The organism is Myceligenerans indicum (assembly GCF_016742955.1).
In the GTDB taxonomy this organism is placed as follows: domain Bacteria; phylum Actinomycetota; class Actinomycetes; order Actinomycetales; family Cellulomonadaceae; genus Myceligenerans; species Myceligenerans indicum.
Window position 1 is genome coordinate 147,414 of the sequence record NZ_JABBYC010000005.1, and the last position, 21,905, is coordinate 169,318.

Annotated in this window: 19 protein-coding genes; 16 read left to right on the top strand and 3 right to left on the bottom strand. The window is 72.1% G+C overall.

Features of this window, described 5'->3' with window-relative positions; all coding sequences use genetic code 11:
• The first annotated feature begins 28 nt into the window (after window positions 1-28).
• On the top strand, window positions 29-1,375 hold the full coding sequence (locus HGK34_RS05630) for a DUF1996 domain-containing protein (protein WP_201845579.1): 1,347 nt from the start codon (window positions 29-31) through the stop codon (window positions 1,373-1,375).
• 89 nt (window positions 1,376-1,464) lie between these two features.
• On the opposite strand, the gene HGK34_RS05635 is transcribed toward HGK34_RS05630, so the two are convergent.
• Window positions 1,465-2,094, bottom strand: coding sequence for a TetR/AcrR family transcriptional regulator (locus tag HGK34_RS05635; RefSeq protein WP_201845580.1), 630 nt, complete (start codon window positions 2,092-2,094; stop codon window positions 1,465-1,467).
• A 181-nt stretch (window positions 2,095-2,275) separates the two neighbouring features.
• Between HGK34_RS05635 and HGK34_RS05640 the strand changes: the two genes are divergently transcribed.
• The 6 genes from HGK34_RS05640 to HGK34_RS05665 all read left to right on the top strand — a co-directional run bounded on the left by HGK34_RS05640 (window position 2,276) and on the right by HGK34_RS05665 (window position 9,875).
• Window positions 2,276-3,967, top strand: coding sequence for an ABC transporter substrate-binding protein (locus tag HGK34_RS05640; RefSeq protein ID WP_307815796.1), 1,692 nt, complete (start codon window positions 2,276-2,278; stop codon window positions 3,965-3,967).
• Between the two features lie 126 nt (window positions 3,968-4,093).
• The gene (locus tag HGK34_RS05645) at window positions 4,094-4,948 is read left to right on the top strand and encodes an ABC transporter ATP-binding protein (RefSeq protein WP_201845581.1); all 855 of its coding nucleotides are present in this window, start codon (window positions 4,094-4,096) and stop codon (window positions 4,946-4,948) included.
• A complete protein-coding gene (locus HGK34_RS05650; protein WP_201845582.1) occupies window positions 4,945-5,757 on the top strand; it encodes an ABC transporter ATP-binding protein in 813 nt (270 codons plus the stop codon). The genes HGK34_RS05645 and HGK34_RS05650 overlap by 4 nt, the downstream gene beginning before the upstream one ends.
• Window positions 5,754-6,737: an ABC transporter permease gene (locus tag HGK34_RS05655; protein ID WP_201845583.1), complete on the top strand. Its 984-nt coding sequence runs from the start codon at window positions 5,754-5,756 to the stop codon at window positions 6,735-6,737. Before HGK34_RS05650 ends, HGK34_RS05655 begins: the two co-directional genes overlap by 4 nt.
• Window position 6,738: 1 nt before the next feature.
• A complete protein-coding gene (locus tag HGK34_RS05660) occupies window positions 6,739-7,617 on the top strand; it encodes an ABC transporter permease (RefSeq protein ID WP_201845584.1) in 879 nt (292 codons plus the stop codon).
• Entirely contained in the window at window positions 7,614-9,875 is a 2,262-nt protein-coding gene (locus HGK34_RS05665) for an exo-beta-d-1,3/1,6-glucosidase (protein WP_307815797.1), read from the top strand. The genes HGK34_RS05660 and HGK34_RS05665 overlap by 4 nt, the downstream gene beginning before the upstream one ends.
• Before the next feature lie 112 nt (window positions 9,876-9,987).
• Here HGK34_RS05665 and HGK34_RS05670 read toward each other — a convergent pair whose 3' ends face one another.
• Together HGK34_RS05670 and HGK34_RS05675 are read right to left on the bottom strand one after the other, a co-directional pair.
• Window positions 9,988-10,992, bottom strand: coding sequence for a DUF2332 domain-containing protein (locus HGK34_RS05670; RefSeq protein WP_201845585.1), 1,005 nt, complete (start codon window positions 10,990-10,992; stop codon window positions 9,988-9,990).
• Between the two features lie 12 nt (window positions 10,993-11,004).
• A complete protein-coding gene (locus tag HGK34_RS05675) occupies window positions 11,005-11,475 on the bottom strand; it encodes a PPOX class F420-dependent oxidoreductase (RefSeq protein WP_201845586.1) in 471 nt (156 codons plus the stop codon).
• A 368-nt stretch (window positions 11,476-11,843) separates the two neighbouring features.
• Between HGK34_RS05675 and HGK34_RS05680 the strand changes: the two genes are divergently transcribed.
• From HGK34_RS05680 to HGK34_RS05720, 9 genes are all read left to right on the top strand, one after another.
• On the top strand, window positions 11,844-12,797 hold the full coding sequence (locus HGK34_RS05680; protein ID WP_201845587.1) for a hypothetical protein: 954 nt from the start codon (window positions 11,844-11,846) through the stop codon (window positions 12,795-12,797).
• Window positions 12,794-14,584, top strand: a complete 1,791-nt coding sequence (locus tag HGK34_RS05685) for a M16 family metallopeptidase (RefSeq protein WP_201845588.1) — start codon at window positions 12,794-12,796, stop codon at window positions 14,582-14,584. Before HGK34_RS05680 ends, HGK34_RS05685 begins: the two co-directional genes overlap by 4 nt.
• A gap of 157 nt (window positions 14,585-14,741) precedes the next feature.
• Window positions 14,742-16,544: an aspartate--tRNA ligase gene (gene aspS / locus HGK34_RS05690; protein ID WP_201845589.1), complete on the top strand. Its 1,803-nt coding sequence runs from the start codon at window positions 14,742-14,744 to the stop codon at window positions 16,542-16,544.
• The gene (locus HGK34_RS23465; RefSeq protein ID WP_201845590.1) at window positions 16,541-17,386 is read left to right on the top strand and encodes a GNAT family N-acetyltransferase; all 846 of its coding nucleotides are present in this window, start codon (window positions 16,541-16,543) and stop codon (window positions 17,384-17,386) included. The genes aspS and HGK34_RS23465 overlap by 4 nt, the downstream gene beginning before the upstream one ends.
• Window positions 17,387-17,572: 186 nt before the next feature.
• Window positions 17,573-18,139 (top strand): DUF4190 domain-containing protein, encoded by a 567-nt coding sequence (locus tag HGK34_RS05700; RefSeq protein ID WP_201845591.1) that lies wholly within the window; start codon window positions 17,573-17,575, stop codon window positions 18,137-18,139.
• 130 nt (window positions 18,140-18,269) lie between these two features.
• Window positions 18,270-18,818, top strand: coding sequence for a DUF4190 domain-containing protein (locus tag HGK34_RS05705; protein WP_201845592.1), 549 nt, complete (start codon window positions 18,270-18,272; stop codon window positions 18,816-18,818).
• An 18-nt stretch (window positions 18,819-18,836) separates the two neighbouring features.
• Entirely contained in the window at window positions 18,837-19,370 is a 534-nt protein-coding gene (locus HGK34_RS23150; protein ID WP_201845593.1) for a DUF4190 domain-containing protein, read from the top strand.
• A 48-nt stretch (window positions 19,371-19,418) separates the two neighbouring features.
• Window positions 19,419-20,876, top strand: coding sequence for an FAD-dependent oxidoreductase (locus HGK34_RS05715; RefSeq protein ID WP_201845594.1), 1,458 nt, complete (start codon window positions 19,419-19,421; stop codon window positions 20,874-20,876).
• Window positions 20,877-20,881: 5 nt separating this feature from the next.
• The gene (locus HGK34_RS05720; RefSeq protein WP_201845595.1) at window positions 20,882-21,862 is read left to right on the top strand and encodes a phosphotransferase family protein; all 981 of its coding nucleotides are present in this window, start codon (window positions 20,882-20,884) and stop codon (window positions 21,860-21,862) included.
• Window positions 21,863-21,905 lie beyond the last annotated feature (43 nt).

Consider the following 21,905-nt stretch of genomic DNA (forward strand, 5'->3'; position numbering starts at 1 on the left):
CATCGCAACGAAGCACGGAGGAGAAACCATGAGATCACCTGTCAGAAGAACGCTCGCCGGGGCCGCCGTCGGCTCCCTCGTCGCGGCAGCCGCCGTGGTGGCCGCCGGGACCGGCGCGTCCGCCGAGCCAGGAACCCTGCTCTCGCAGGGCGCCCTCACCGCCGCCTCCAGCTCGGAGGCCGACAACCTGGGGCCGCGCTTCGCCGTCGACGGCGACCCCGGCACCCGCTGGGCCAGCGACCCGTCCGACGACGAGTGGCTGCGGGTCGACCTCGGCGCGTCCTACGCGCTGGACCGGATCGACCTGGACTGGGAGGCCGCCTACGCGAGCGTGTTCACGCTCCAGGTGTCCCAGGACGGCACCACCTGGACCACCGTGGCCGACGTCACGGGCGGCACCGGCGGGGACCAGTCCTACGACATCGCCGCCGACGGGCGGTACGTCCAGCTCGTGGGGAGCGAGCGGGGCACGGGGTACGGCTACTCGCTGTGGGAGTTCCAGGTGTTCGGCGACGGCGAGCCGGTCGGGCCCACCGACCCGCCCGAGTTTCCCGGCGACGAGGTCACCCACCACGAGTTCCAGGCGAACTGCACGTTCTCCCACTTCGGTCACGACGACCCGATCGTGTTCCCGGGGGAGCCGGGGCGCTCGCACCTGCACACGTTCATCGGCAACCGCTCGACGGACGCGTTCAGCACGCTCGAGACCCTGACGGCGAACCCCGAGACGTCCTGCACGGTGCCGCACGACCGCTCCGCGTACTGGTTCCCGACCCTGATGAAGGGCAGCGATCCGGTCGCGCCGGACATCGCGCTGACCGTGTACTACAAGTCGGGGATCGACGACTACACGAGGGTCGTGCCGTTCCCCGAGGGGCTGAAGTTCGTGGCCGGTGACCCGACCGCCACGCTCGAGGAGTTCCGTGACGGCCCCGGCGCGGTCGAGGGCTGGGAGTGCGGGGACAGCTCCAACAACTGGCAGATCCCCGACTACTGCGCACCGGGCACGGAGCTGAACATCCGTTACCAGGCACCGAGCTGCTGGGACGGCGAGCGTCTGTTCGCGCCCGGCTCGGAGCACATGGCCTACCCGGTGGCGGGGCAGTGCCCGCTGAGCCACCCGGTGGCGGTGCCGATGCTGGAGTTCAAGATCGCGTGGCCCGTGGACGGTGACATGACCGACCTGGCCCTGGTGAGCGGTCCGGACCAGTCGTGGCACTACGACTTCGTCAATGCCTGGGACCCGGAGGTGCTGCGCCGTCTGGTGGAGCACTGCATCAACGGCGGGCTGCAGTGCGACCCGCGCGGCTACGACCTGTACAAGCCGCACCGGGGTGCGGTCATGGACGAGGACTACGAGCTGATCGAACCCTGACGGCCAGGTCCCCTGCCGGCGTGCGTCGCGGCCCGGCCGTCACGGCCGGGCCGCGGTGCCCGTTCGGGGTCACCGGCGGCGCAGGCGCCTCAGAGGACGTCGCGGGGGTCCAGCACCTGGGCCATGATCGCCTCGATGGCGAACGCCGTCGACTCGGCGAGGTCGACCTGGTCGGGGTCCAGGAGCCACTGGACCTGCAGACCGTCCATGACGCCGAGGATCGAGGCGGCCGCGCGGTCCACGGTGGCCGGCTCGTCGATGCCGCGCTCGGCGCAGACCGCGCGGAACGCCTCGGTGACCTGGCCGCGCAGTGTGCGGTAGCGCTCCACGAACCAGTCGCGTGCCGGGTGGCCCTCGGTCACGGACTCGGCCGAGAGGACCGCGTACGCCTGCACGAGGCCCGCGCGCCGGGCGTTGAGCAGCGCGGTGCGCACCAGGTGCCGGAACAGGTCGAGCCCGCCCGGGATGTGCTGGCCCTCCAGGTCCTTCACGTCGCTCTCGTCGCGGTAGCGCAGCACTTCGATCAGGAGCCGGTCCTTGGACCCGAAATGGTGCAGGACGCCGGCGTGCGTCATGCCGACCTGGTCCGCGATCTCCGTCAGCGGGCCCTTGTTGTACCCGCGCGCGCCGAAGGTCGTCATGGCCGCTTCGAGGATCCGTTCCCGCCGGGCGAGGGTCTCCGGCCGTGAGCGTCGAGGCTGTCGCGTGGTGGGGTTCATCGGAGGTCGTTCACACCTTTGTCCTGCGTCTGTCCTGCGCTGTCGTGGTGTGTCGAGTGTAAGCCGCCCGGGCGCCCCGCCCCGCGTGTCCGACGCCGTCGTTCCCCGCATTTCACAAAATTACTTACCGGGTAGTAAGTTGCTCCCACGACAGCCCACTCGATGACGAGGAGTACCGAACGTGACACCGACGTCCCGTCCGAGGCGCACAGCCTCGCACTCCGCCGCGGCAGGCGCCGCGGCACTCGCAGCCGCGATGCTGCTCAGCGCCTGCGCGGGCGGCGCCTCCGGCGACGACCAGTCCGTCGCCCCCGGCGACGGCTCCCTGACGATCGCGAAGCCCGACGGCGCGATCACCACCGAATCCAACAACCCCTGGGTGGGCGACTCGTCGGCGCTCACGCTCGGCTACGTCAACGCCATCCTCGAACCGCTCGCGTTCGTCAACATGGTCGACCCGTCCGACGACGTCACACCCTGGCTCGCCTCCGAGCTCGAGTGGAACGAGGACTTCACCGAGCTGAACGTCACGGCCCGCGACGGCGTGACGTGGAACGACGGCGAGGAGTTCGGCGCCGACGACATCGCGTTCACCTTCGACCTGCTGGCCGAGAACCCCGAGCTGGACACCAGCGCCCTCGGCATCTCCGGCGTCTCCAGCGAGGGCGACCAGGTCACGATCGACTTCGAGTCGTCCATGTACGCCAAGCAGGACAAGGTGCTGCACCGGTACATCGTCCCCGAGCACATCTGGGCCGACGTCGACGACCCCACCACCTACGAGAACCCCGACCCGGTCGGCACCGGGCCCTACACGCTGACCCAGTTCACCTCGCAGTCGGTGGAGCTCTCCGCGCGCGACGACTACTGGGGCGGCGAGCTCGCCGTGCCGACCCTGTACTACGTCTCCTACAACGACAACACGGCGCTGACCACGGCCCTGGCCAACGGCGAGGCGGACTGGGCGCAGGCGTTCATCCCGAACGTGCAGTCGGCCTATGTGGACAAGGACGAGGACAACGTCTACTGGGCCGCCACCGGCCTGGGCATCGACGCCATGTTCGTCAACACCACCGAGAAGCCGTTCGACGACGTCGCCTTCCGCCGGGCGATGAACATGGTGATCGACCGCGACAAGCACGCGCAGATCGCCCGCGAGGGCGGGGTCACCGCCCTGACCTCCGTGACCGGTCTGCCGAGCCCGGCCGGTGACGAGTTCGTGGCCCCCGAGTACACCGGTCAGACCTACGCGGTCGACGTCGAGGGCGCCAAGGCGGTACTGGAGGACGCCGGCTACACGGGCGTGGGAGACGCGCTCGTGGACCCCGACGGCGACCCGGTCGAGTTCGTCCTCAGCGTCCCGCAGGGCTGGAGCGACTACGTGACGGGGATCAGCCTGATCGCGGACGCCGCCAAGGAGCTCGGCGCCACCACGACGCTGGACACGCCCGACGCCGACTCCTGGTGGGCAGCCAAGACCGAGGGCGACTTCCAGGCGATCCTGCACTGGACCGACACCGGCGCCACCCCGTACGACCTGTACAGCGACGCGATGGACGGCCGCTGGCTCAAGCCGGCCGGCGAGGCCGCGGACTACAACTTCGGCCGTTTCGACAGCCCGGAGGCCACCGAGGCGCTCGAGGCGTACAAGACCGCCACCGACGACGCCGCCCGCGCCGAGGCCCTGGCAGTGATCCAGAAGATCTTCGTCGACGAGGTGCCGATCATGCCGGTCGGCAACCGCCCGTTCATCGGCGAGTACAACACGCGCAGCTACGTCGGCTGGCCCGGTGAGGACGACCCCTACACCAGCCCCGACCCGACGCAGCCGTCGGCCGTGCTCATCCTGACCTCGCTCGAGGCCAAGGGCTGACCCTCACCACCGATCCCCTCCGGGACCGGTGGGCGGCGCGGCTCCTGCCGCGGCGGTGAGGAACCGCCGCGGCAGGAGCCGCGCCCACCACACCCGGGTGGTGGGCATGGAAACAGGAGTGTGTGCATGAATGGCGATCCCGTGCTGAGCGTGTCCGGGCTCAGCGTGACCTACGACGTCGACCCCCCGGTCCGGGCGGTGCGTGACGTCTCCCTCACCGTGGGGCAGGGCGAGGTCCTCGGCCTGGCCGGGGAGTCGGGCTGCGGCAAGTCCACCCTGGCCTACGCCGTGCAGCGGCTGCTCAAGCCCCCGGCGCAGATCACGGCCGGCCAGGTGGTGCTGCACGGTACGCCGGGAGCGGCCGGCGGCGACGACGTCGACCTCACCACGCTCTCGCCGGCCGAGATGGACCGGCTGCGCTGGGACCAGGTGGCGATGGTCTTCCAGGGAGCGATGAACTCGCTCAACCCCGTCCTGACGATCGGCGCGCAGCTCGCCGACGTGTTCGCACGGCACCGCCCCGGGATGCGCCGCGCCGAGCGCACCGAGACCTGCGGCGCGCTGCTCGACATGGTCGGCGTCGGCGCCGACCGGCTCCGGTCCTACCCCCACGAGCTGTCCGGCGGCATGCGCCAGCGCGTCATGATCGCGATGGCGCTGGCCCTGCGACCGCGGCTGCTGATCATGGACGAGCCGACGACGGCGCTCGACGTGCTGGTGCAGCGCGAGATCCTGCAGGAGATCTCCCGGCTGCGCGAGGAGCTCGGCTTCTCGGTCGTGTTCATCACCCACGACCTCCCCCTCCTGCTGGAGATCAGCCACCGCATCGCGGTGATGAAGGGCGGCCAGGTGGTCGAGGTCGGGACCGCCTCGCAGATCTACCACGACGCCCAGCACGAGTACACCAAGCGCCTGCTGGGCTCGTTCCCGAGCCTGACCGGCGAACGCGGCGACTTCGTCCGGAAGGGAGCGGCGGTATGACCACGCTCGAACTGCGCGGGCTGACCAAGCGCTACCGGGTGCGCGGCTCCGGTCACATGCTGGCCCTCGACGACGTCGATCTGTCCATCGCCTCCGGCCGCACCGTCGCGCTGGTGGGACAGTCCGGCTCCGGCAAGTCCACGATCGCGAAGATCATCACGCAGCTGGAGCGCGAGACCGCCGGCCAGGTGCTGCTCGACGGGCGTCCGGTCCCGCGCCGCGGCAAGGGGCTGCGCGCCTACCGCCAGCAGGTGCGGATGGTGTTCCAGGACCCGTTCGCGTCCCTGAACCCGTACCACACGGTGCGCCACCACATCGCGCGGCCGCTGCTGCTCGACCGCGTGGTGCCGCGCGAGGAGGTCGACGCGGAGGTGGCGCGGCTGCTGGAGCGGGTCCGTCTGGAGCCCGAGCTCGCCACGCGCCGACCCCACGAGCTGTCCGGCGGGCAGCGGCAGCGCATCGCCATCGCCCGCGCCCTCGCCTCCCGCCCCTCCCTGCTGGTGGCCGACGAGCCCGTGTCGATGCTCGACGTCTCGATCCGCCTCGGCGTTCTCAACCTCCTGGCCGACCTGCAGGAGGCCGACGGGCTCGGCGTCCTGTACATCACCCACGACCTGGCCACGGCCCGCCACTTCAGCGACGAGATCGTGGTCCTGCACCACGGCAGGGTCGTGGAGCGCGGCCCGTCCGACGACGTCATCCTCACCCCCTCGCACGAGTACACCCGTGCGCTACGGGACGCCTCCCCGGATCCGGACCGCCACTTCGGCGGCGGACGGACCCCCGACACCATCGGGAGCCCCTCATGAGACTCCTCCTGCGCCGCGCCGCGTTCTACCTCTTCACGGCCTGGGCGGCGATCACGATCAACTTCTTCCTCCCGCGGATGCTCAAGGGCGACCCCGTCTCCGCCTACCTGCAGAAGAACCAGGGAAAGGTCAGCCCGGAGGCGGCCGACGCCCTGCGGACCCTGTTCGGCCTGGACACCGGCAAGTCGCTCGCCGGGCAGTACCTCGACTACTGGAAGCTGCTGTTCTCCGGCGACCTGGGACGCTCGTTCTCCCACGGGCTGGCGCCCGTGGCCGACGTGATCGCCTCGGCACTGCCGTGGACCGTCGGCCTCGTGGGGATCGCGACGGTGCTGAGCTTCGTCCTCGGCACGACGCTCGGCACCCTCGTCGGCTGGTTCCGCGGCGGACGCGGCGACGTCATCGTCCCCGTGGCGACGTTCTTCTCCGCCGTCCCGTACTTCTGGATGGGCCTCATCGCCATCGCGGTGTTCGCCACGGGGCTCGGCTGGTTCCCCGCCTCGCACGCCTACGGCAAGGGCACCACCCCCGAGTTCAGCGCCCAGTTCATCGGGGAGGTGATCGCCCACGGCACCCTGCCCGCCCTGACCGTCGTGCTCGCCTCGCTCGGCGGCTGGGTGCTGGGCATGCGGAACATGATGATCACCGTCCTGGACGAGGACTACGTGACCGTCGCCCAGGCCAAGGGGCTGTCCCGGCGCCGCGTCGTGTTCGCCTACGCCGCCCGCAACGCCGTCCTGCCCCAGCTGTCGAGCTTCGCCCTCGCCCTCGGCTTCATCGTGGGCGGCACCCTCGTCATGGAGCTCGTCTTCTCCTACCCCGGCGTCGGGAAGCTGCTGCTCGACGCCACCAACGCCAAGGACTACCCCCTCATGCAGGGGCTGTTCCTCGTCATCACCCTGACCGTGCTCGTCGCCAACCTCCTGGCCGACGTCGCCTACGCCGCGCTCGACCCGCGCACCCGGCAGGGGGAGGTCTGACATGTTCACCAACCGCAAGTCGATCACCGGACTGGTGATCCTCGGCCTGTTCGCCCTGCTGGCGGCCCTCGCCGACGTCATCGCCCCGTTCGGGCCGCTGGAGAAGGACTACACCGCGCTCAAGCAGCCGCCGTCGGCCACCCACTGGCTCGGCACGACCCACCTGGGCGAGGACATCTTCAGCCAGATCGCCTACGGCACCCGCGGCGTGCTGCTCGTGGGGCTGACCGCGGGCGTGCTGGCCACGCTCGTGGCCGTGATCGTCGGCGTCAGCGCCGGGTTCCTGCCCGGCTGGCGCGGCGAGTCCCTGTCGGCCCTGTCCAACGTGTTCCTGGTGCTGCCCGCGATCCCGCTGATGATCATCGTGGCCTCCCAGTACGACGACCCGAGCCTGTTCCTCATCTCCGCCGTCCTCGCGATCACCGGCTGGGCCTGGGGCGCCCGCGTGCTGCGCGCCCAGACCATGTCGCTGCGCAGCAGGGACTTCGTGCAGGCGGCCCGCGCCAACGGCGAGCCGCTGTGGCGGATCATCACCGTGGAGATGCTGCCCAACCTCACCGCCGTGATCGCCTCCAGCTTCGTCGGCACGGTCACCGCGGCGGTGCTGGGACTGACGACCCTCGCGTTCATCGGGGTCATCCCGATCACCAACCTGAACTGGGGAACCATCCTGTACTGGGCCCAGCAGAACGGCGCGTTCCCCGAGTTCTGGTGGTGGTACGTGCCCGCGGGCCTCGCGATCGCGCTGCTCGGCGCCGCGCTCAGCCTGATCAGCTTCGGCATCGACGAGTACGTCAACCCCCGCCTGCGCTCGGCGGGTGAACGCGCCCGGTCCCGCAGGCGCCTGCAGAAGAAGCGAACGAAGAGGAGCCCCGTGTGACCAGCGTGATCGATCTGCCCTACCTCGACACCGCCCTGCCCGTGGCGGACCGGGTCACCGACCTGATCGCCCGCATGACCCCCGAGGAGAAGGTCGGGCAGATGCTGCAGCTCGACGCACGGGACGACCTCGCCGACCACGTGCTGCGACGGCACGCCGGCTCGATCCTGCACACCTCGCCCGAACGGGTGGTCGCCGCGCACGAGCTGACCGACCGCACCCGGCTGCGCATCCCGCTGCTCGTGGCCGAGGACGCCATCCACGGCCACTCCTTCTTCGAGGGGGCGACCATCTTCCCCACCCAGCTCGGCATGGCCGCGACCTGGGACCCGGAACTCGTCGAGCGCACGTCGCGGGTGACTGCCGTCGAGGCCAGCGCGACCGGCATCCACTGGACGTTCTCCCCGGTGCTGTGCATCGCGCGGGACCTGCGCTGGGGCCGCGTGAACGAGACCTTCGGCGAGGACCCGCACCTGATCGGGGAACTCGCGTCGGCATCCGTGCGCGGCTACCAGGGAGCCGGCCTGGGCGACCCGACGGCGATCCTCGCCGCGGCCAAGCACTTCGCCGGCTACTCCGAGACGCAGGGCGGCCGCGACGCGTCCGAGGCCGACCTGTCCGCGCGCAAGCTGCGCGCCTGGCACCTTCCCCCGTTCGAGCGGGTCGCACGCGAGGGCTGCGCCACGTTCATGCTCGGCTACCAGACCATCGACGGCGTACCCATCACCGTGAACGACTGGCTGCTCTCGGACGTCCTGCGCGGCGAGTGGGGCTACACCGGAACCCTCGTCACCGACTGGGACAACGTGGGCCGGATGGTCTGGGAACAGCGGGTGCAGCCGGACATCACCGCCGCGGCGACGGCGGCGGTCCGCGCCGGGAACGACATGGTGATGAACACGCCCCGGTTCTTCGACGGGGCGCTCGCGGCGATCGAGGAGGGGCGGCTGGCGTCGGCCGACCTGGACGACGCCGTGCGGCACATCCTCACCCTCAAGTTCGAGCTGGGCCTGTTCGAGGACCGTCGGCGCCCGGCCCCCGACCGCATCGAGGCCGTGGTGGGTGCCCCGGAGCACACGGCCGTCAACCTCGACGTCGCCCGGCGGTCCCTCGTGCTGCTGCGCAACGACGGGACGCTGCCGCTGCCGGCCGGCGAAGCCGCCGCGGCGCGGCGCATCGCCGTCGTCGGCCCCCTCGCCGACGACGCCCAGACCCAGCTCGGCGACTGGGCCGGGAACTCCGGCCAGGCCGGCTGGATCCCCGCCGGGCACCCGCGCCACCTGATCACCACGGTGCTGGACGGCCTGCGCGAGCAGGTACCCCAGGACTGGTCGGTCACGCACGCCCGCGGGGCGGAGATCCTCGAACTCACCCCGGACCCCGAGGGCGACACGTTCCCCGACGGGCAGCCACGCCCGCCCGTGGTCACGTCCGCACCCGTGGACCGCGCTCAGCTCGACGAGGCGGTCGCCGCCGCTCGGGACGCCGACTACGTCGTGGCGGTCGTGGGCGACCGCATCGAGCTGGTCGGCGAGGGCCGGTCAACCGCGACGCTGGAGCTGCTCGGCGGGCAGAACGCGCTCCTGGAGGCCGTCGCGGCGACCGGAACACCGTTGATCGTGGTCCTCGTGGCGTCCAAGCCGCAGGTGCTGCCCCCGGTCGTGGAGGACGCGGCCGGGCTGGTCTGGGCCGCGAACCCCGGCATGCTCGGTGGCCGGGCGGTCGCTGAGCTGCTGCTCGGTGCGATCGAGCCGGCCGGACGGCTGCCGATCTCCTTCGCCCGCCACGCCGGCCAGCAGCCCACCTACTACAACCAGGTGCGGGGCCAGCACGGCGACCGGTACGCGGACCTCACACAGCAGCCCGCGTACGCGTTCGGCGAGGGGATGAGCTACACGACCGTCGAGTACACCGGGCTGCACCTGGCCGAGTCGCGGGTGCGGCCCCACGGAGCGGTGCGTGCCCGGGTCACGCTGCGGAACACGGGCTCGCGGCCCGCGCTGGAGACGGTGCAGGCGTACGTGAGCGACCTGGTCACGTCCGCGAGCTGGGCGGACCAGGAACTCAAGGCGTTCCGTCAGGTCACCGTCGAGCCGGGGGAGGAGACCACCGTGGACCTGGAGCTCGCCGCCGCAGAGTGCAGCATCGTGGACGCGGCCGGGCTCCGGATCGTCGAACCGGGCGACTTCGAACTCCGCGTCGGCCGCTCCTCGAAGGCCGAGGACCAGCTCCGGGCGACGTTCACGATCGCGGACTGACCCGCCTGCCCCGACGGCCTCCGGTCCCGGGCCGCCGGGCGCGGGCCGCCGGGCGCGGGTCACCGGGCCGCCCGGCGCGAGCGGCCCGGGCCGGTCGGCCACGTGTGACCGCTCAGCCGAACCAGTGCATCGAGCGGCCGTGCGGGTGGGACCAGGCGACCGCGCGGCCGTCCACGGCGAGCGCGAAGGTCTTGCGGTCGGCGGGGTCGGGCGCGCCGTCCAGCACGCTCGGGATGACGTTCAGGCCCTCGTTGCTCACCCAGCGGCAGGCGCCGTCGGCCACGAGGCGGCGCATCATCGTGTCGAAGCGGGCCCGGTCGTCGGGCGGCAGGTAGGCGACGACGGCGCTGTGGAACACCACGACCTCGCCGTGCCGGGACGCGTCGGCGACCATGAGCGGCAGATCCGTCAGGATGTCGCCCCGTTCCAGGTGCGGCGGGTCCGCCCGGGCGATCTCGATCGCGTGCCGCAGCAGCGCGCGGCGGTCGTCGTGCTCGGGGTAGACCAGGACCTCCAGCCAGGCCGTCTGGTCCTTGTCCTGCACGTCCAGCGGGTTCAGGTCGAGGCCGCCGCGCCACGTGACCTCGGGCAGCGTGGTCGGCAGCGCGAGGTCACCGGTCACCGGGCAGGCCAGCCGCGGCTCGGGGCCGACGGTGATGGTCCGCGCGTTCCGGGCGGTCGTGGCGGTCCAGTCGTAGCCCCACCGGTCCGGGTAGAGACACAGCCCGGCGCTGGCTCCCGCCTCGACGAGCGCCAGCGGCCGGCGCCCCGCCTCGATGGACAGCCGGGCGAACACCGGGGTGAGGGTCGCGAGGCGGCCCGCCTCGTTGGTCTGGGTGGCGCGCTCCATGATCGTGGCGCGGATGCTGCCGTCGTCCTCCAGCAGGGCCGTACGCAGCGCCTCGTACGGGCCCGGCGCCGCGACGCCGTGGAACCGGGCGGCCGCGAACACGAGGTTGGGCTGCTTCTTGATGCCGGGCAGGTCCGAGATCCAGTCCAGCAGCTTCTGATCGGCGGCCACCGCGTGCCCCCACTCCTCGAAGCAGGGGGAGGCGGAGGCGCCGGCGTACTCGGCGAACTCGGTGTACTGGGCGGCGACGTCGGCGTACAGGTGCAATGCGAACTCCCGTCAGTCCTGGGCGAGGCGGGCCGGGAAGCCGCCGGTGGCGACCGGGCCCCAGCGGTCGATCGTGATACGGATGAGGGACTTCCCCTGCTTCACCATGGCGTCGCGGTACTCGTCCCAGTCGGGATGCTCCTTGCCGGCGGCGGCCCGGAAGTACTCGACGAGCGGCTCCACGGACTCGGGGATGTCCAGCACCTCGGCGGTGCCGTCCACCTGGACCCAGGCGTCGTCGAACGTGTCGCCGAGGGCGAGGAAGGAGGCCTCGGGGCGCCGGCGCAGGTTCACCGCCTTGGCGCGGTCCGGGTAGGTGGAGACGACGACGCGCCCCTCGGGGTCGACGCCGAACGCCACCGGCGACAACTGCGGCCTGCCGTCGGCGCGGGTGGTGGTGAGGACACCGTTGTGCCGCCCGCGCAGCACTTCCAGAAGCTCATCGCGGGTGACCTTGGTGTTCGTGGCGATGGTGCGAGGCATGGGTGCAGCGTACGCCGCAGGGACGTCCGTCCCGGCTCGTCACCGAGGTCGCGCCCACAGGGTGTGGGGGCGTGGTTCGGCCGGCGCGCTGTCCGGGGGAGGAATTCCGGTCCGATGCGGGTGAAAAGTGGTCGATACAGCTTCAAGGCGGCAGATCTGTCGGCGCGCCCTGTTAGGTTCTCCGGGTTCGGCGCGGCACACGGCCGCACCGCCAGGGACACGGATGGTGGAGAGATGGGTGTCAGGGAGCCCGAGCCGCAGGTGCGGGCCGTCGGGAACGTGGTGACGGCGCGGAAACGGTCCGGGGTGGAGACGGTCGGGCCGTGCGTCGGCCCGCAAGTGGCAGAGGCCGCCAGGGGCGGTGCGTCGTGAGTGCGCCCACGCAGTCCCGCCGGATGTTCGACCCGTGGGCGCGCGTGCCGCACCTGACGCACCTGCGGGACGCGGCGGTCTCCGGTGACATCGCGGGGCTGTCGGCGGCCCTGGACTCGCTGGAAGGCGACGAGCTGTCGTTCGCGATCCACGTCCTGGCGGACGTCGACGGCCTGGAGGCGCGGCTGACCTCGTACCTGGCGGCCGGGAACGAGCCTCCGGTCCTCGTGGCGCTGCTGGCGGCGCACCACCTCGTCGAGGGCGGGCGGATCCGTACCGCGGCCCGGGCCGACCACGTGTCCGCCGCCCAGTTCGAGGGGTTCCACGCCCGGCTGCGGCGCGCCGAGGGCCTGCTGCTGGAGCTGTGCGCGCGTCGTGGGGAGTTCCTGCCCGCCTGGGAGATCCGGGTCACCGTGGCCCGTGGCCTGGAGCTGGGGGCGTCCGAGGGGCGGCGCCGGTACGACCGGGTCCGCGCTCTGGACCCGTGGTACTACCCGGCGCAGGCCGCGTTCCTGCAACAGGTCTGTCCCAAGTGGGGTGGCTCCTGGCAGGCCGCCCACGCCTTCGTCGCCGAGTGCCGGGACGGGGCGCCCCCGGGGACGCTCAGCCCGGCGGTCGGCGTGGACCTCCACCTGGAGCAGTGGGTCGCCGCCGGCGGTGGGCGCTCCGGGATGCACTATCTCCGGCAGCCGGCGGTGCTGGAGGACCTGAGGACCACTGCCATGGCCACGGTCTGGCATCCCGACCACGTGCCCGGCCCGTCCACGGCGACCGTGCACACGGGCCTCGCGCAGGCCTTCGCGCTCGCCGGGATGCCCGCCCTGGCGGCGCCGCACTTCCGGGCGCTCGGGGACGCCCCGGCAGAGGGATCGTGGGGTTACACCGGAGATGCGGCGGGCGAGTACCAGAAGTATCGCGCCGTGGCGCTTGGAACCGAGGGGGGACGATGACCGGGACGACCGACGCACCCGTCACGACGGACGCGACGAGACCGGCGGACGCGGGCGGGAGTGTGGCATCGCCGGATGTGCCGGACCTGATCTCCACCGGCGAGGTGGACGGTATCCCCGTCCTGCACGCCCCGTGGCGGGAGAACCATGTGACCGGCGGGCTGGTGTTCCGCGTCGGCCAGGCGGACGAGACGCTCGCGACCCGTGGGATCACCCACCTCGTGGAGCATCTCGCCCTGTTCGGCCCGGATCTCGCCGAGACGCGCCACAACGGCGTCACGAGCGACATCACCACCGTGTTCCACGTCAGCGGCACGCTCGAAGAGGTGGTCGACCACCTCAACCAGGTGTGCGCCGCTCTTCGGGACCTTCCCGTGCACCGGATCGAGACCGAGAAGGAGATCCTGCGCACCGAGGAGGCAGGGCGGCACGGGGACGCCGCGCGGACCATGCGCATCGAGCGTTACGGCGCCTCGACCTACGGCCTGCCCGGGTACGCGGAGCTCGGGCTCGGCCGCATCGGCCCCTCGGAGGTGCGCGACTGGGCCCGCAGCAGGTTTACGCGCGACAACGCGGTGCTCTTCCTCACCACGGACGCCGTCCCCGAGGGTCTCGACCTGCGTCTCCCGCAGGGGCGGCGTCACCCGGCGCCGGTCCCGTCGTCGGCGCTCTCCGACGGGACTCCCGCGTTCTTCCGCGGTGCCGAGGGCGGGGCCGTGCTCGACGCCGTGGTCCCGCGGAGCGCAGCCGCGAGCCTGTTCGCCCAGGTCGCGGGCAGGGCGCTCTTCCGGGACCTGCGACAGGCCGGCGGCTACTCCTACCGGCCCGACGCCGAGTACGCACCGCGGGACGCGCACTCGGCGCTCATCACCCTGTCCGCCGACGCGCTGCCGGACAAGCAGGATGCCGTCGTCGGCGGACTGGTCGACACCCTCGCGCGGCTCCGGCTGGGGACCATCGAGCCCGCGGAGGTGGAGGCGGCCAAGGAGCGCGCACGCAAGACGTACGACGTTCCCGACCTCGGGGCGAGGATGCTTCCCCAGGCGTGCGTGGACGTCCTCCTGGGGGCGCCGGCCCTGGACCCGCAGCGGCATCTCGCCGAGGTGGAGGCGACGACCGTCGAGGACGTGCAGACGGTGGCGCGAGAGGTCTGGGAGGGGGCGCTGCTGCAGGTGCCCGCCCGCGACGCCGACTGGGCGGGGATGGTCCCCGCGCCCCGATGGTCGGGCGTGTCCGTCCCGGGCACGGCGTTCCCTGCGGAGGAGGGCCGGGTGACACTCCGTGTCGGGGCCGACGGCGTCTCGCTGGTGACGCCCGACGGTCCGGTCACCGTCCGGTTCGCCGAGACCGCCGTGATGATCGCATACGCGGACGGCGGCCGGGTGCTGACCGGTCTCGACGGGTTCCGCGTCGCGGTGGAGCCCACACTCTTCCGCGGGCTGACGCCCGAGGACGTGTTCCGGCTGGTGGATGCCCGGGTCCCGGCGCACCTGGTGGTTCCCCGGACCCGCGATCCGCAGCGTGTGCCGCAGCCGCAGCCGCAGCCGGTGTCCAGGCCTCAGCCCGACCTCGGCGCGAGACTGCTGCGCATCGGCAACGCCGCACTGAGCGTCGCCGGCTGGGTCATCCTCGCGTTCCTGGGCTTCTTCGTCGTGACGGTCGCGTTCGGACTCCTCGAGGGGGCGGTCGGCCGGAGCCTTACCGGGCTGTGGCTGGCGACGATGGTCCTGATCGCCGGGGGCGTGGTGGCGTGGCGCGTCATCCGGCGCCGTCGACGCCGGAGGTGAGGCGCGGGAACCGGCACGCCTGTGGGAATCAGGGGTTCTGGGTCTGCCGCAGCGACTAGACTCGCCTTCGCGTGCCGCGCGTACGCCCACCCGTCGTCGCCCACGGCTGATCCTCGGCGCGGCGGAATCACACCTTCCGTACGAAAGGACCTTCTCCGTGCTCCGCACTCACACGGCCGGCTCGCTGCGAGCCGAACACATCGGATCGACCGTCACCCTCACGGGCTGGGTCGATCGCCGTCGTGATCACGGGGGAGTGGCCTTCATCGACCTGCGGGACGCCTCCGGGATCGCCCAGGTCGTCATCCGTGACGAGGAGGTCGCGCACCCGCTGCGCTCCGAGTTCGTGCTCCAGGTGACCGGTGAGGTGGCCCGGCGGCCCGAAGGCAACACGAACCCGAACCTCGCCACCGGTGAGATCGAGGTCATCGCGAGCGAGGTCGTCACCCTCAACGAGTCGGCGCCGCTGCCGTTCCAGGTTTCCACGGCGATCGCGGACACCGAGCAGATCGGTGAGGAGGCGCGCCTCAAGCACCGCTACCTCGACATGCGCCGTCCGGCGCAGGCCCGGGCCCTGAAGCTGCGCTCCCAGCTCAGCCGGGCCGCCCGGAGCGTGCTGGAGGCGCACGACTTCACGGAGGTCGAGACACCCACCCTGACCAGGTCCACCCCGGAGGGCGCCCGCGACTTCCTGGTCCCCGCGCGCCTCGCCCCGGGCTCGTGGTACGCGCTGCCGCAGTCGCCTCAGCTGTTCAAGCAGCTCCTGATGGTCGGCGGTCTGGAGCGGTACTACCAGATCGCGCGCTGCTACCGGGACGAGGACTTCCGCGCCGACCGGCAGCCGGAGTTCACCCAGCTCGACGTCGAGATGAGCTTCGTTGACCAGGACGACGTCATCGCGCTGACCGAGGAGCTGCTCGCGGAGATCTGGAAGCTGATCGACGTGGAGGTGCCGCGCCCGATCGAGCGCATCACCTACGCCGACGCGATGCGCCTGTACGGCACGGACAAGCCGGACCTGCGCTTCGGCAACCCGATCGTCGAGCTCACCGCCTACTTCAGCGCCACCCCGTTCCGGGTGTTCCAGGCCGAGTACGTGGGCGCGGTGGTCATGAAGGGCGGCGCGAGCCAGCCCCGCCGCCAGTTCGACGCCTGGCAGGAGTGGGCCAAGCAGCACGGTGCCAAGGGCCTGGCGTACGTGACGTTCAACGACGAGGGCGAGCTCGGCGGCCCGGTCGCGAAGAACCTGTCGGACACCGAGCGGGAGCACCTCGCCAAGGTCACGGGGGCCGAGCCGGGTGACGCCGTGTTCTTCGCGGCCGGCAAGACCGCCGCGTCCCGCGCGCTGCTGGGCGCGGCCCGCCAGGAGATCGCGAAGAAGACAGGTGAGCTCGACGAGAACGCCTGGTCCTTCGTCTGGGTCGTGGACGCGCCGCTGTTCAAGCCGGCCGGCGAGGACGACGACATCGACGTCGGCCACTCCGCGTGGACCGCCGTGCACCACGCCTTCACGTCCCCCAAGCCCGAGTGGCTGGACCGGTTCGAGCAGGACCCGGGCAGCGCCCTCGCGTACGCGTACGACATCGTGTGCAACGGCAACGAGATCGGTGGCGGTTCCATCCGTATCCACCGCCGGGACGTGCAGGAGCGTGTCTTCGAGGTGATGGGTATCGGCCACGAGGAGGCGCAGGAGAAGTTCGGCTTCCTCCTGGAGGCGTTCAAGTTCGGTGCCCCGCCGCACGGCGGCATCGCCTTTGGCTGGGACCGCATCGCCGGCCTGCTGGCGGGCGTCCCGTCGATCCGCGACGTCATCGCGTTCCCGAAGTCCGGCGGCGGCTACGACCCGCTGACGGACGCGCCCGCGCCGATCACGCCGGAGCAGCGCAAGGAGGCCGGCGTGGACGCGCTGCCGGAGCCGCGCCACGGCGCCGCGGCAGAGCCGGTCGCAGCGGCGAAGTGATCCCGCCGTCCGACGGCGGTCGCGGCGGAGCGCGAAGCTCCGGTCGCGACCGCCTCGGGGCAGGGTCCGGGCCCACGCACCCGTTCCTGCGCTCCCTCGACAGCGGTCTGCCCGTGGTGGGTTGCTGGACGGAGTCGGGGCCGTCACCCCTGGTGGGCGATGCCCGCTGGGACCGTGACGGCGACGGCGACCCGGCCGTACCGGCCGTGCTCAAGCTGGAGGGAGACTCCGGCGGTTCGGTCCTGACCGCCGTGGGCGAGCCGGTCCGGTTGGCGAACGTGCTGCGCCACGTCGCCGAGACCCTGGAGACCGCGCCTCGCGGTGTGGTCGTCACCCGGGGGACGGGTGAGCATGCCGCCGCAACGCTGGCCTCCTGGGGACTGGCGAAGACCTCGGAGTGGGACCGGATGGCGACCACCGTGATGCCGGACGTCCCGGCCACGGTTCTGGTCGAGCGTCTCGAGCTGGACCACGATCACGACGCGATCGCCGAGCTGCTGGCGGTGGCCAGCCCCGCCACACAGCACGGCGTCGACGCACCCGGGCACGACTGGTACGGGGTGCGGGCACCTGACGGAACCCTGTCTGCGGTCGGCGCGTCCGTGCTGCGCGACGGGCCCGACGGGGAGTTCGCGCACCTGGGCGGTATCGCGACCCGGCCCGAGCTGCGCGGGCAGGGCCTCGCCACGGCGGTGACCGCTCACCTCACCGCCGGCGGTGTCGCGGCGCACGGCATGGTGACGCTCGGGATGTACGCCGACAACACCGTGGCGCGCCGCGTGTACGAACGGCTCGGCTTCCGAGTGATCCACGAGGTCGAGACCTGGCGGCCCGCCGGCTAGGAGCCGGCGGCCGGGCCGCCCGTCCGCGGACCCGCCGGCGTTCGGCCGCGGCCGTGCGCCGCTCGTGCGAACCAAGGGTGCGGGCGTGCCCGGCCGGCGCGCCCGGCGGCCGCCCGCCGGGCGGACTTCCCTGCTCCTGGCTAGGGTCGGAACTGCCGAAGCACTGCGAGCGAGAGGCTCTTGCACATGTCGACCAACGAGCCGGGAGCACAGAACCCGTACGACCCGCGGCCGGGTGAGGGGCAGCCGGGACCGGACCCCGAGCCGCCGGGCCAGGGCCCGCAGCCGTCCTGGGGACAGCAGCCGCCCGGAGGCACGCCCCAGCAGCCGGGCGTCCCGACGTCCCCGCCCGGGGTCCCGCAGCCCTCCCCGTACGCCGCGGGCGGAGTGCCGCCATCGGCATTCGCGTCGCCCTCGCCCGCCTCGGGCATGCCGTATCCCGGCCAGCCGTACCCCAAGAACAGCCTGGGTGTGTGGTCGCTGGTCCTGGGCATCCTGAGCTGGTTCGTCTGCCCGATCGTCGCGAGCATCGGTGCCATCGTGACCGGCCACCTGTCGCGCCGGGCGGTGCGGGAGGGCCAGGCCGACAACGGCGGGCTGGGGCTCGCGGGGATCATCCTGGGCTGGACGTCGATCGCCTTGTCGGTGATCGCGATCATCATCTTCGTCGTGGTCCTGGGCGCCGTCGTGACCGATCCGGCGTTCCGGGACTACATCGACGACCCCTCCATGTGGCCCACGATCAACGGCTGACCAACCGTCCGGCAGCGTCCGCCGCGGTAGGTGTGCACGGCCGAATACTGCCGTCGGCCCCGGACCGGTTCGGTAGGGTTGGGACCGGTTCACACAACTACCTTGGATTCTGAAAGAGGACATCACAACCATGTCGACGAACAACCCCGGCGGCTCGTCGCCGTCTCCGTACGACCCGTCGGGGAGCGGGCAGCAGCCCGCTTCGCCGTACGAGCCCGGGCAGGCACCGCAGCAGCCCGCGCCGCCGTACGGTTCCGGGCAGCAGCCGGCGTCGCCGTACGAGCCGGGGCAGGCCCCTGCTCAGCCGGCGTCTCCCTACCAGCAGTCGCCGTACCAGCAGCAGCCCGGTGCCACGCCCTACCCGGCCGCGCCCGGCTACCCCGCCCAGTACGGCGGGCAGCCGTTCCCCAAGAACGACCTGGGTGTCTGGGCGCTCGTGCTCGGCATCGTGAGCATCGTCATGTGCGGGTTCGTCGCCGGCATCCCGGCGGTCATCGTCGGCAACAAGGCGCGCCACGCCGTCCGCAACGGTGAGGCCGACAACGACGGCATGGCGCTCGCCGGCGTCATCACCGGCTGGATCGGCACGGCACTCAGCATCCTGGTGATCGTGTTCTACACGATCATCATCGCCATCGGCGTCAGCGGGGGCTTCGACTCCTCGCCGTCGGGCTACTAGTACCGAGGGACAGCACCCATGTCACAACCAGGTCCGGGTGATCCGTCATCGCAGGACGAGCCGTCGCAGGGCGGACCGCCCTCGATGCCCCCGCACGGTGAGCCCGGCCCGCACGGTGAGCCCGGCCCGCACGGTGAGCCCGGCCCGCACGGTGAGCCCGGCCCGCACGGCGGGTCCGCCCCGGCCTGGCAACCGGGCCCGGCGCCGGTGGGCGGCCCGCCCGCCGGCCAGGCGCCGGCGCCCTACAACCCCCAGCCCGCCTACCTCGTGCCGATGCCCCAGAACGAGCTCGGGGTCTGGTCCCTGGTGACCGGGATCCTCTCGTGGGTGCTGTGCCCGGTCGTGCTCGGGGTCATCGCGATCGTGACCGGCTACGCGAGCAGGAAGGCCGTTCGTGAGGGGACGGCCAACAACCCCGGCATGGCGACGGCGGGCCTGATCCTGGGCTGGCTGAACGTCGGGCTGTTCGTCGGCGGTCTGCTCCTCTGGCTGTTGTTCGGAGCGGCGATCATGGGGGTGGCCGGGATCGGATCGGTCCTGTCGGGCACCTGAGCGGCGATTGCCCTTCCGCTTGCCGTCCTCACCAGGCACGATGACGGCATGACCACGGATGCGGATGTCGTCGTCGTCGGAGCGGGACCTACCGGGCTCCTGCTGGCCGGGGATCTGGCCGCTGCCGGGGTGCGCACCATCCTCGTGGAGCGCCGGCCCCGGCAGATCAGCAACCTGTCACGGGCGTTCGCCGTGCACGCCCGCGCCCTGGAGCAGCTGGACGCGCGGGAGGTGGCCGAGCCCGTCATCGCCCGGGGGCAGGTGATCCAGGACCTGCGGCTGCTGAACCGGTTCTCGCTGGACCTGAGCGTCCTGCCCAGCCGGTTTCCGCAGGTCGTGGCCGTTCCGCAGTACGAGGTGGAGCGAGTGCTGCTGCAACGCGCCGAGGCCGCGGGGGTCGGTTTCGCCTATGACACGGAACTCCAGGGCCTCGACCAGGACAATGACGGCGTCACCCTGCGAGTTGGCGGACCGGACGGCCCGCGGACCCTCCGCGCCCGCTACGTCGTGGGCTGCGACGGTCACCACTCCGCGGTCCGCGGTCTCGTCGGGCTGCCCTTTCCCGGCAGCGCCGTCATCAGGTCGATGGTCCTGGCGGACGTGCGCCTCGGGGAACCGCCGTCGGACGTCCTCACGGTCGCCGTGCGCGACGAGTCCTTCTGCTTCATCGCGCCGTTCGGCGACGGGTATCACCGGGTCATCGGCTGGCGATACGGCCGTGACGTGCCTGAGGACACGCCGCTCGACCTGGACGAGGTGCGCGGGACCATTCGTGCGGCCTTCGGGACGGACTTCGGCATGGTCGACGCCCGCTGGACGTCCCGCTTCCACTCCGACGAGCGGCAGGCGCCCCACTACCGGGTGGGCAGGGTCTTCGTGGCCGGTGATGCCGCCCACGTGCATTCGCCCGCCGGCGGTCAGGGCATGAACACCGGGCTCCAGGACGCGGCGAACCTGTCGTGGAAGCTCGCGCAGGTGGCCACCGGTCAGGTGAGCGGTGAGGCCGCAGAGACCCTCCTGGACACCTACGAGTCCGAGCGCCACCCGGTGGGCACGATGGTGCTGCGCACCAGCGGCGCGCTGGTCCGGGCCGCACGAGGGAAGGGCTTCGTCTCCCGCGCCCTGGGCGTGCTCGTCGTCGGGGTCATCGGGCGCCTTCCGCCGGCCCGGGTCCGCGTGATGGGCATGATCTCCGGAATCGGGATCGCGTATCCCCGACCGCGGGGTGCGCATCGGCTGGTCGGCCGGCGAGCGCCGGACCTCCCGCTCGTGCCGGGCCGGTCCGGCGGCGCGACGCGCCTCTACGAGGCGCTGCGCGGCGGCGGCTTCGTCCTCGTCCGGGGATCCGGCGACGGCGCGGCGGGCGTGAGGCCTGCCCCGGCGGACCCGCCGCCGGGAAGCCGGTACGGGGTGTGGGCGCGGCATGCCGTGGAGGTGTGTCGTGCCGACGGTGAGGCCACCACTGTCCTGGTCCGCCCTGACGGCTACGTCGCCTGGGCGGGATGAGAACCATGAGCAGCAACATCAACCGGAGCCGGCTGGATCGCGCGGGAGTTGCCCGCGTGCTCGTGGCGGCCGGGTTCGACCCGGCACGGGTGGCCGCCTGCGAGGAGCTCGGGGCCGCGACCTACAACACGGCGTACCGGATCCGGCTGGACGACGGCACCGGGCTGGTGCTCAAGGTCGCTCCGGACCCGGCCGCCGAGGGGCTGCGCCATGAGCGGGACCTGATGCGGACGGAGACGACGTTCTACCGCACGGCGGCCCCCGCGCTCCCGGTGCCGGGCGTCGCGTACGCGGACTTCTCCCGTGAGGTGGTCCCGCGCGACTACCTGCTCATGACCGAGCTGCCCGGCCGGAACTGGCACGAGCTGGACTCCGGCGTCCGCGGTGCGGATCGGGGAAGGCTGCGCCGGGAGCTGGGCGCGCTCGTGGCCGGCCTGCACCGGATCACGGGGGACGGGTTCGGCTATCCGCAGCTGGGGCTGTCGGGCTCGTGGCGGGAGGCGTTCACCGGCATGACCGCCGTGCTGCTCGACGACGCCGTGCGGTGGAACGCACCCCTCCCGGTGCCCGTGTCCCGTCTCCGGTCGCTGTTCGACGGCAACGCGGACGCGCTCGACGAGGTGACCACGCCGGTGCTGGTGCACTTCGACCTCTGGCCCGGCAACGTGCTGCTCCACGAGGGCCGCATCACCGGCATCGTCGACGGGGAACGAGCCTTCTGGGGCGACCCGCTCGCCGAGATGGTCTCGCTCGCCCTGTTCGGCGGCATCGAGGACGACGAGGCGTTCCTCGCCGGCTACGGCGGCATCGTGTTCGACGACGGCGCACGGCGACGTCTCGCCCTGTACCGGGCGTACCTCTACCTCATCATGCTCACCGAGGGCGGTCCGCGCGGCTACACGGGCGCCGACCGCGACGCCGCCGTCGAGCACATCACGCGGCATCTCGGCACGGCGCTGTCCGAGCTGGAGCCGTCACCCCTGTGAGCGGCCCGTGACGGGCCCCGGTCGTGAACCCTTGAGGCCACCG

Coding starts and splice junctions, on each gene's coding strand:
- HGK34_RS05630 (WP_201845579.1), top strand. CDS start 29: ATGAGATCACCTGTCAGAAGAACGCTCGCCGGGGCCGCCGTCGGCTCC.
- HGK34_RS05635 (WP_201845580.1), bottom strand. CDS start 2,094: ATGAACCCCACCACGCGACAGCCTCGACGCTCACGGCCGGAGACCCTC.
- HGK34_RS05645 (WP_201845581.1), top strand. CDS start 4,094: ATGAATGGCGATCCCGTGCTGAGCGTGTCCGGGCTCAGCGTGACCTAC.
- HGK34_RS05650 (WP_201845582.1), top strand. CDS start 4,945: ATGACCACGCTCGAACTGCGCGGGCTGACCAAGCGCTACCGGGTGCGC.
- HGK34_RS05655 (WP_201845583.1), top strand. CDS start 5,754: ATGAGACTCCTCCTGCGCCGCGCCGCGTTCTACCTCTTCACGGCCTGG.
- HGK34_RS05660 (WP_201845584.1), top strand. CDS start 6,739: ATGTTCACCAACCGCAAGTCGATCACCGGACTGGTGATCCTCGGCCTG.
- HGK34_RS05675 (WP_201845586.1), bottom strand. CDS start 11,475: ATGCCTCGCACCATCGCCACGAACACCAAGGTCACCCGCGATGAGCTT.
- HGK34_RS05685 (WP_201845588.1), top strand. CDS start 12,794: ATGACCGGGACGACCGACGCACCCGTCACGACGGACGCGACGAGACCG.
- HGK34_RS05700 (WP_201845591.1), top strand. CDS start 17,573: ATGTCGACCAACGAGCCGGGAGCACAGAACCCGTACGACCCGCGGCCG.
- HGK34_RS05705 (WP_201845592.1), top strand. CDS start 18,270: ATGTCGACGAACAACCCCGGCGGCTCGTCGCCGTCTCCGTACGACCCG.
- HGK34_RS23150 (WP_201845593.1), top strand. CDS start 18,837: ATGTCACAACCAGGTCCGGGTGATCCGTCATCGCAGGACGAGCCGTCG.
- HGK34_RS05715 (WP_201845594.1), top strand. CDS start 19,419: ATGACCACGGATGCGGATGTCGTCGTCGTCGGAGCGGGACCTACCGGG.
- HGK34_RS05720 (WP_201845595.1), top strand. CDS start 20,882: ATGAGCAGCAACATCAACCGGAGCCGGCTGGATCGCGCGGGAGTTGCC.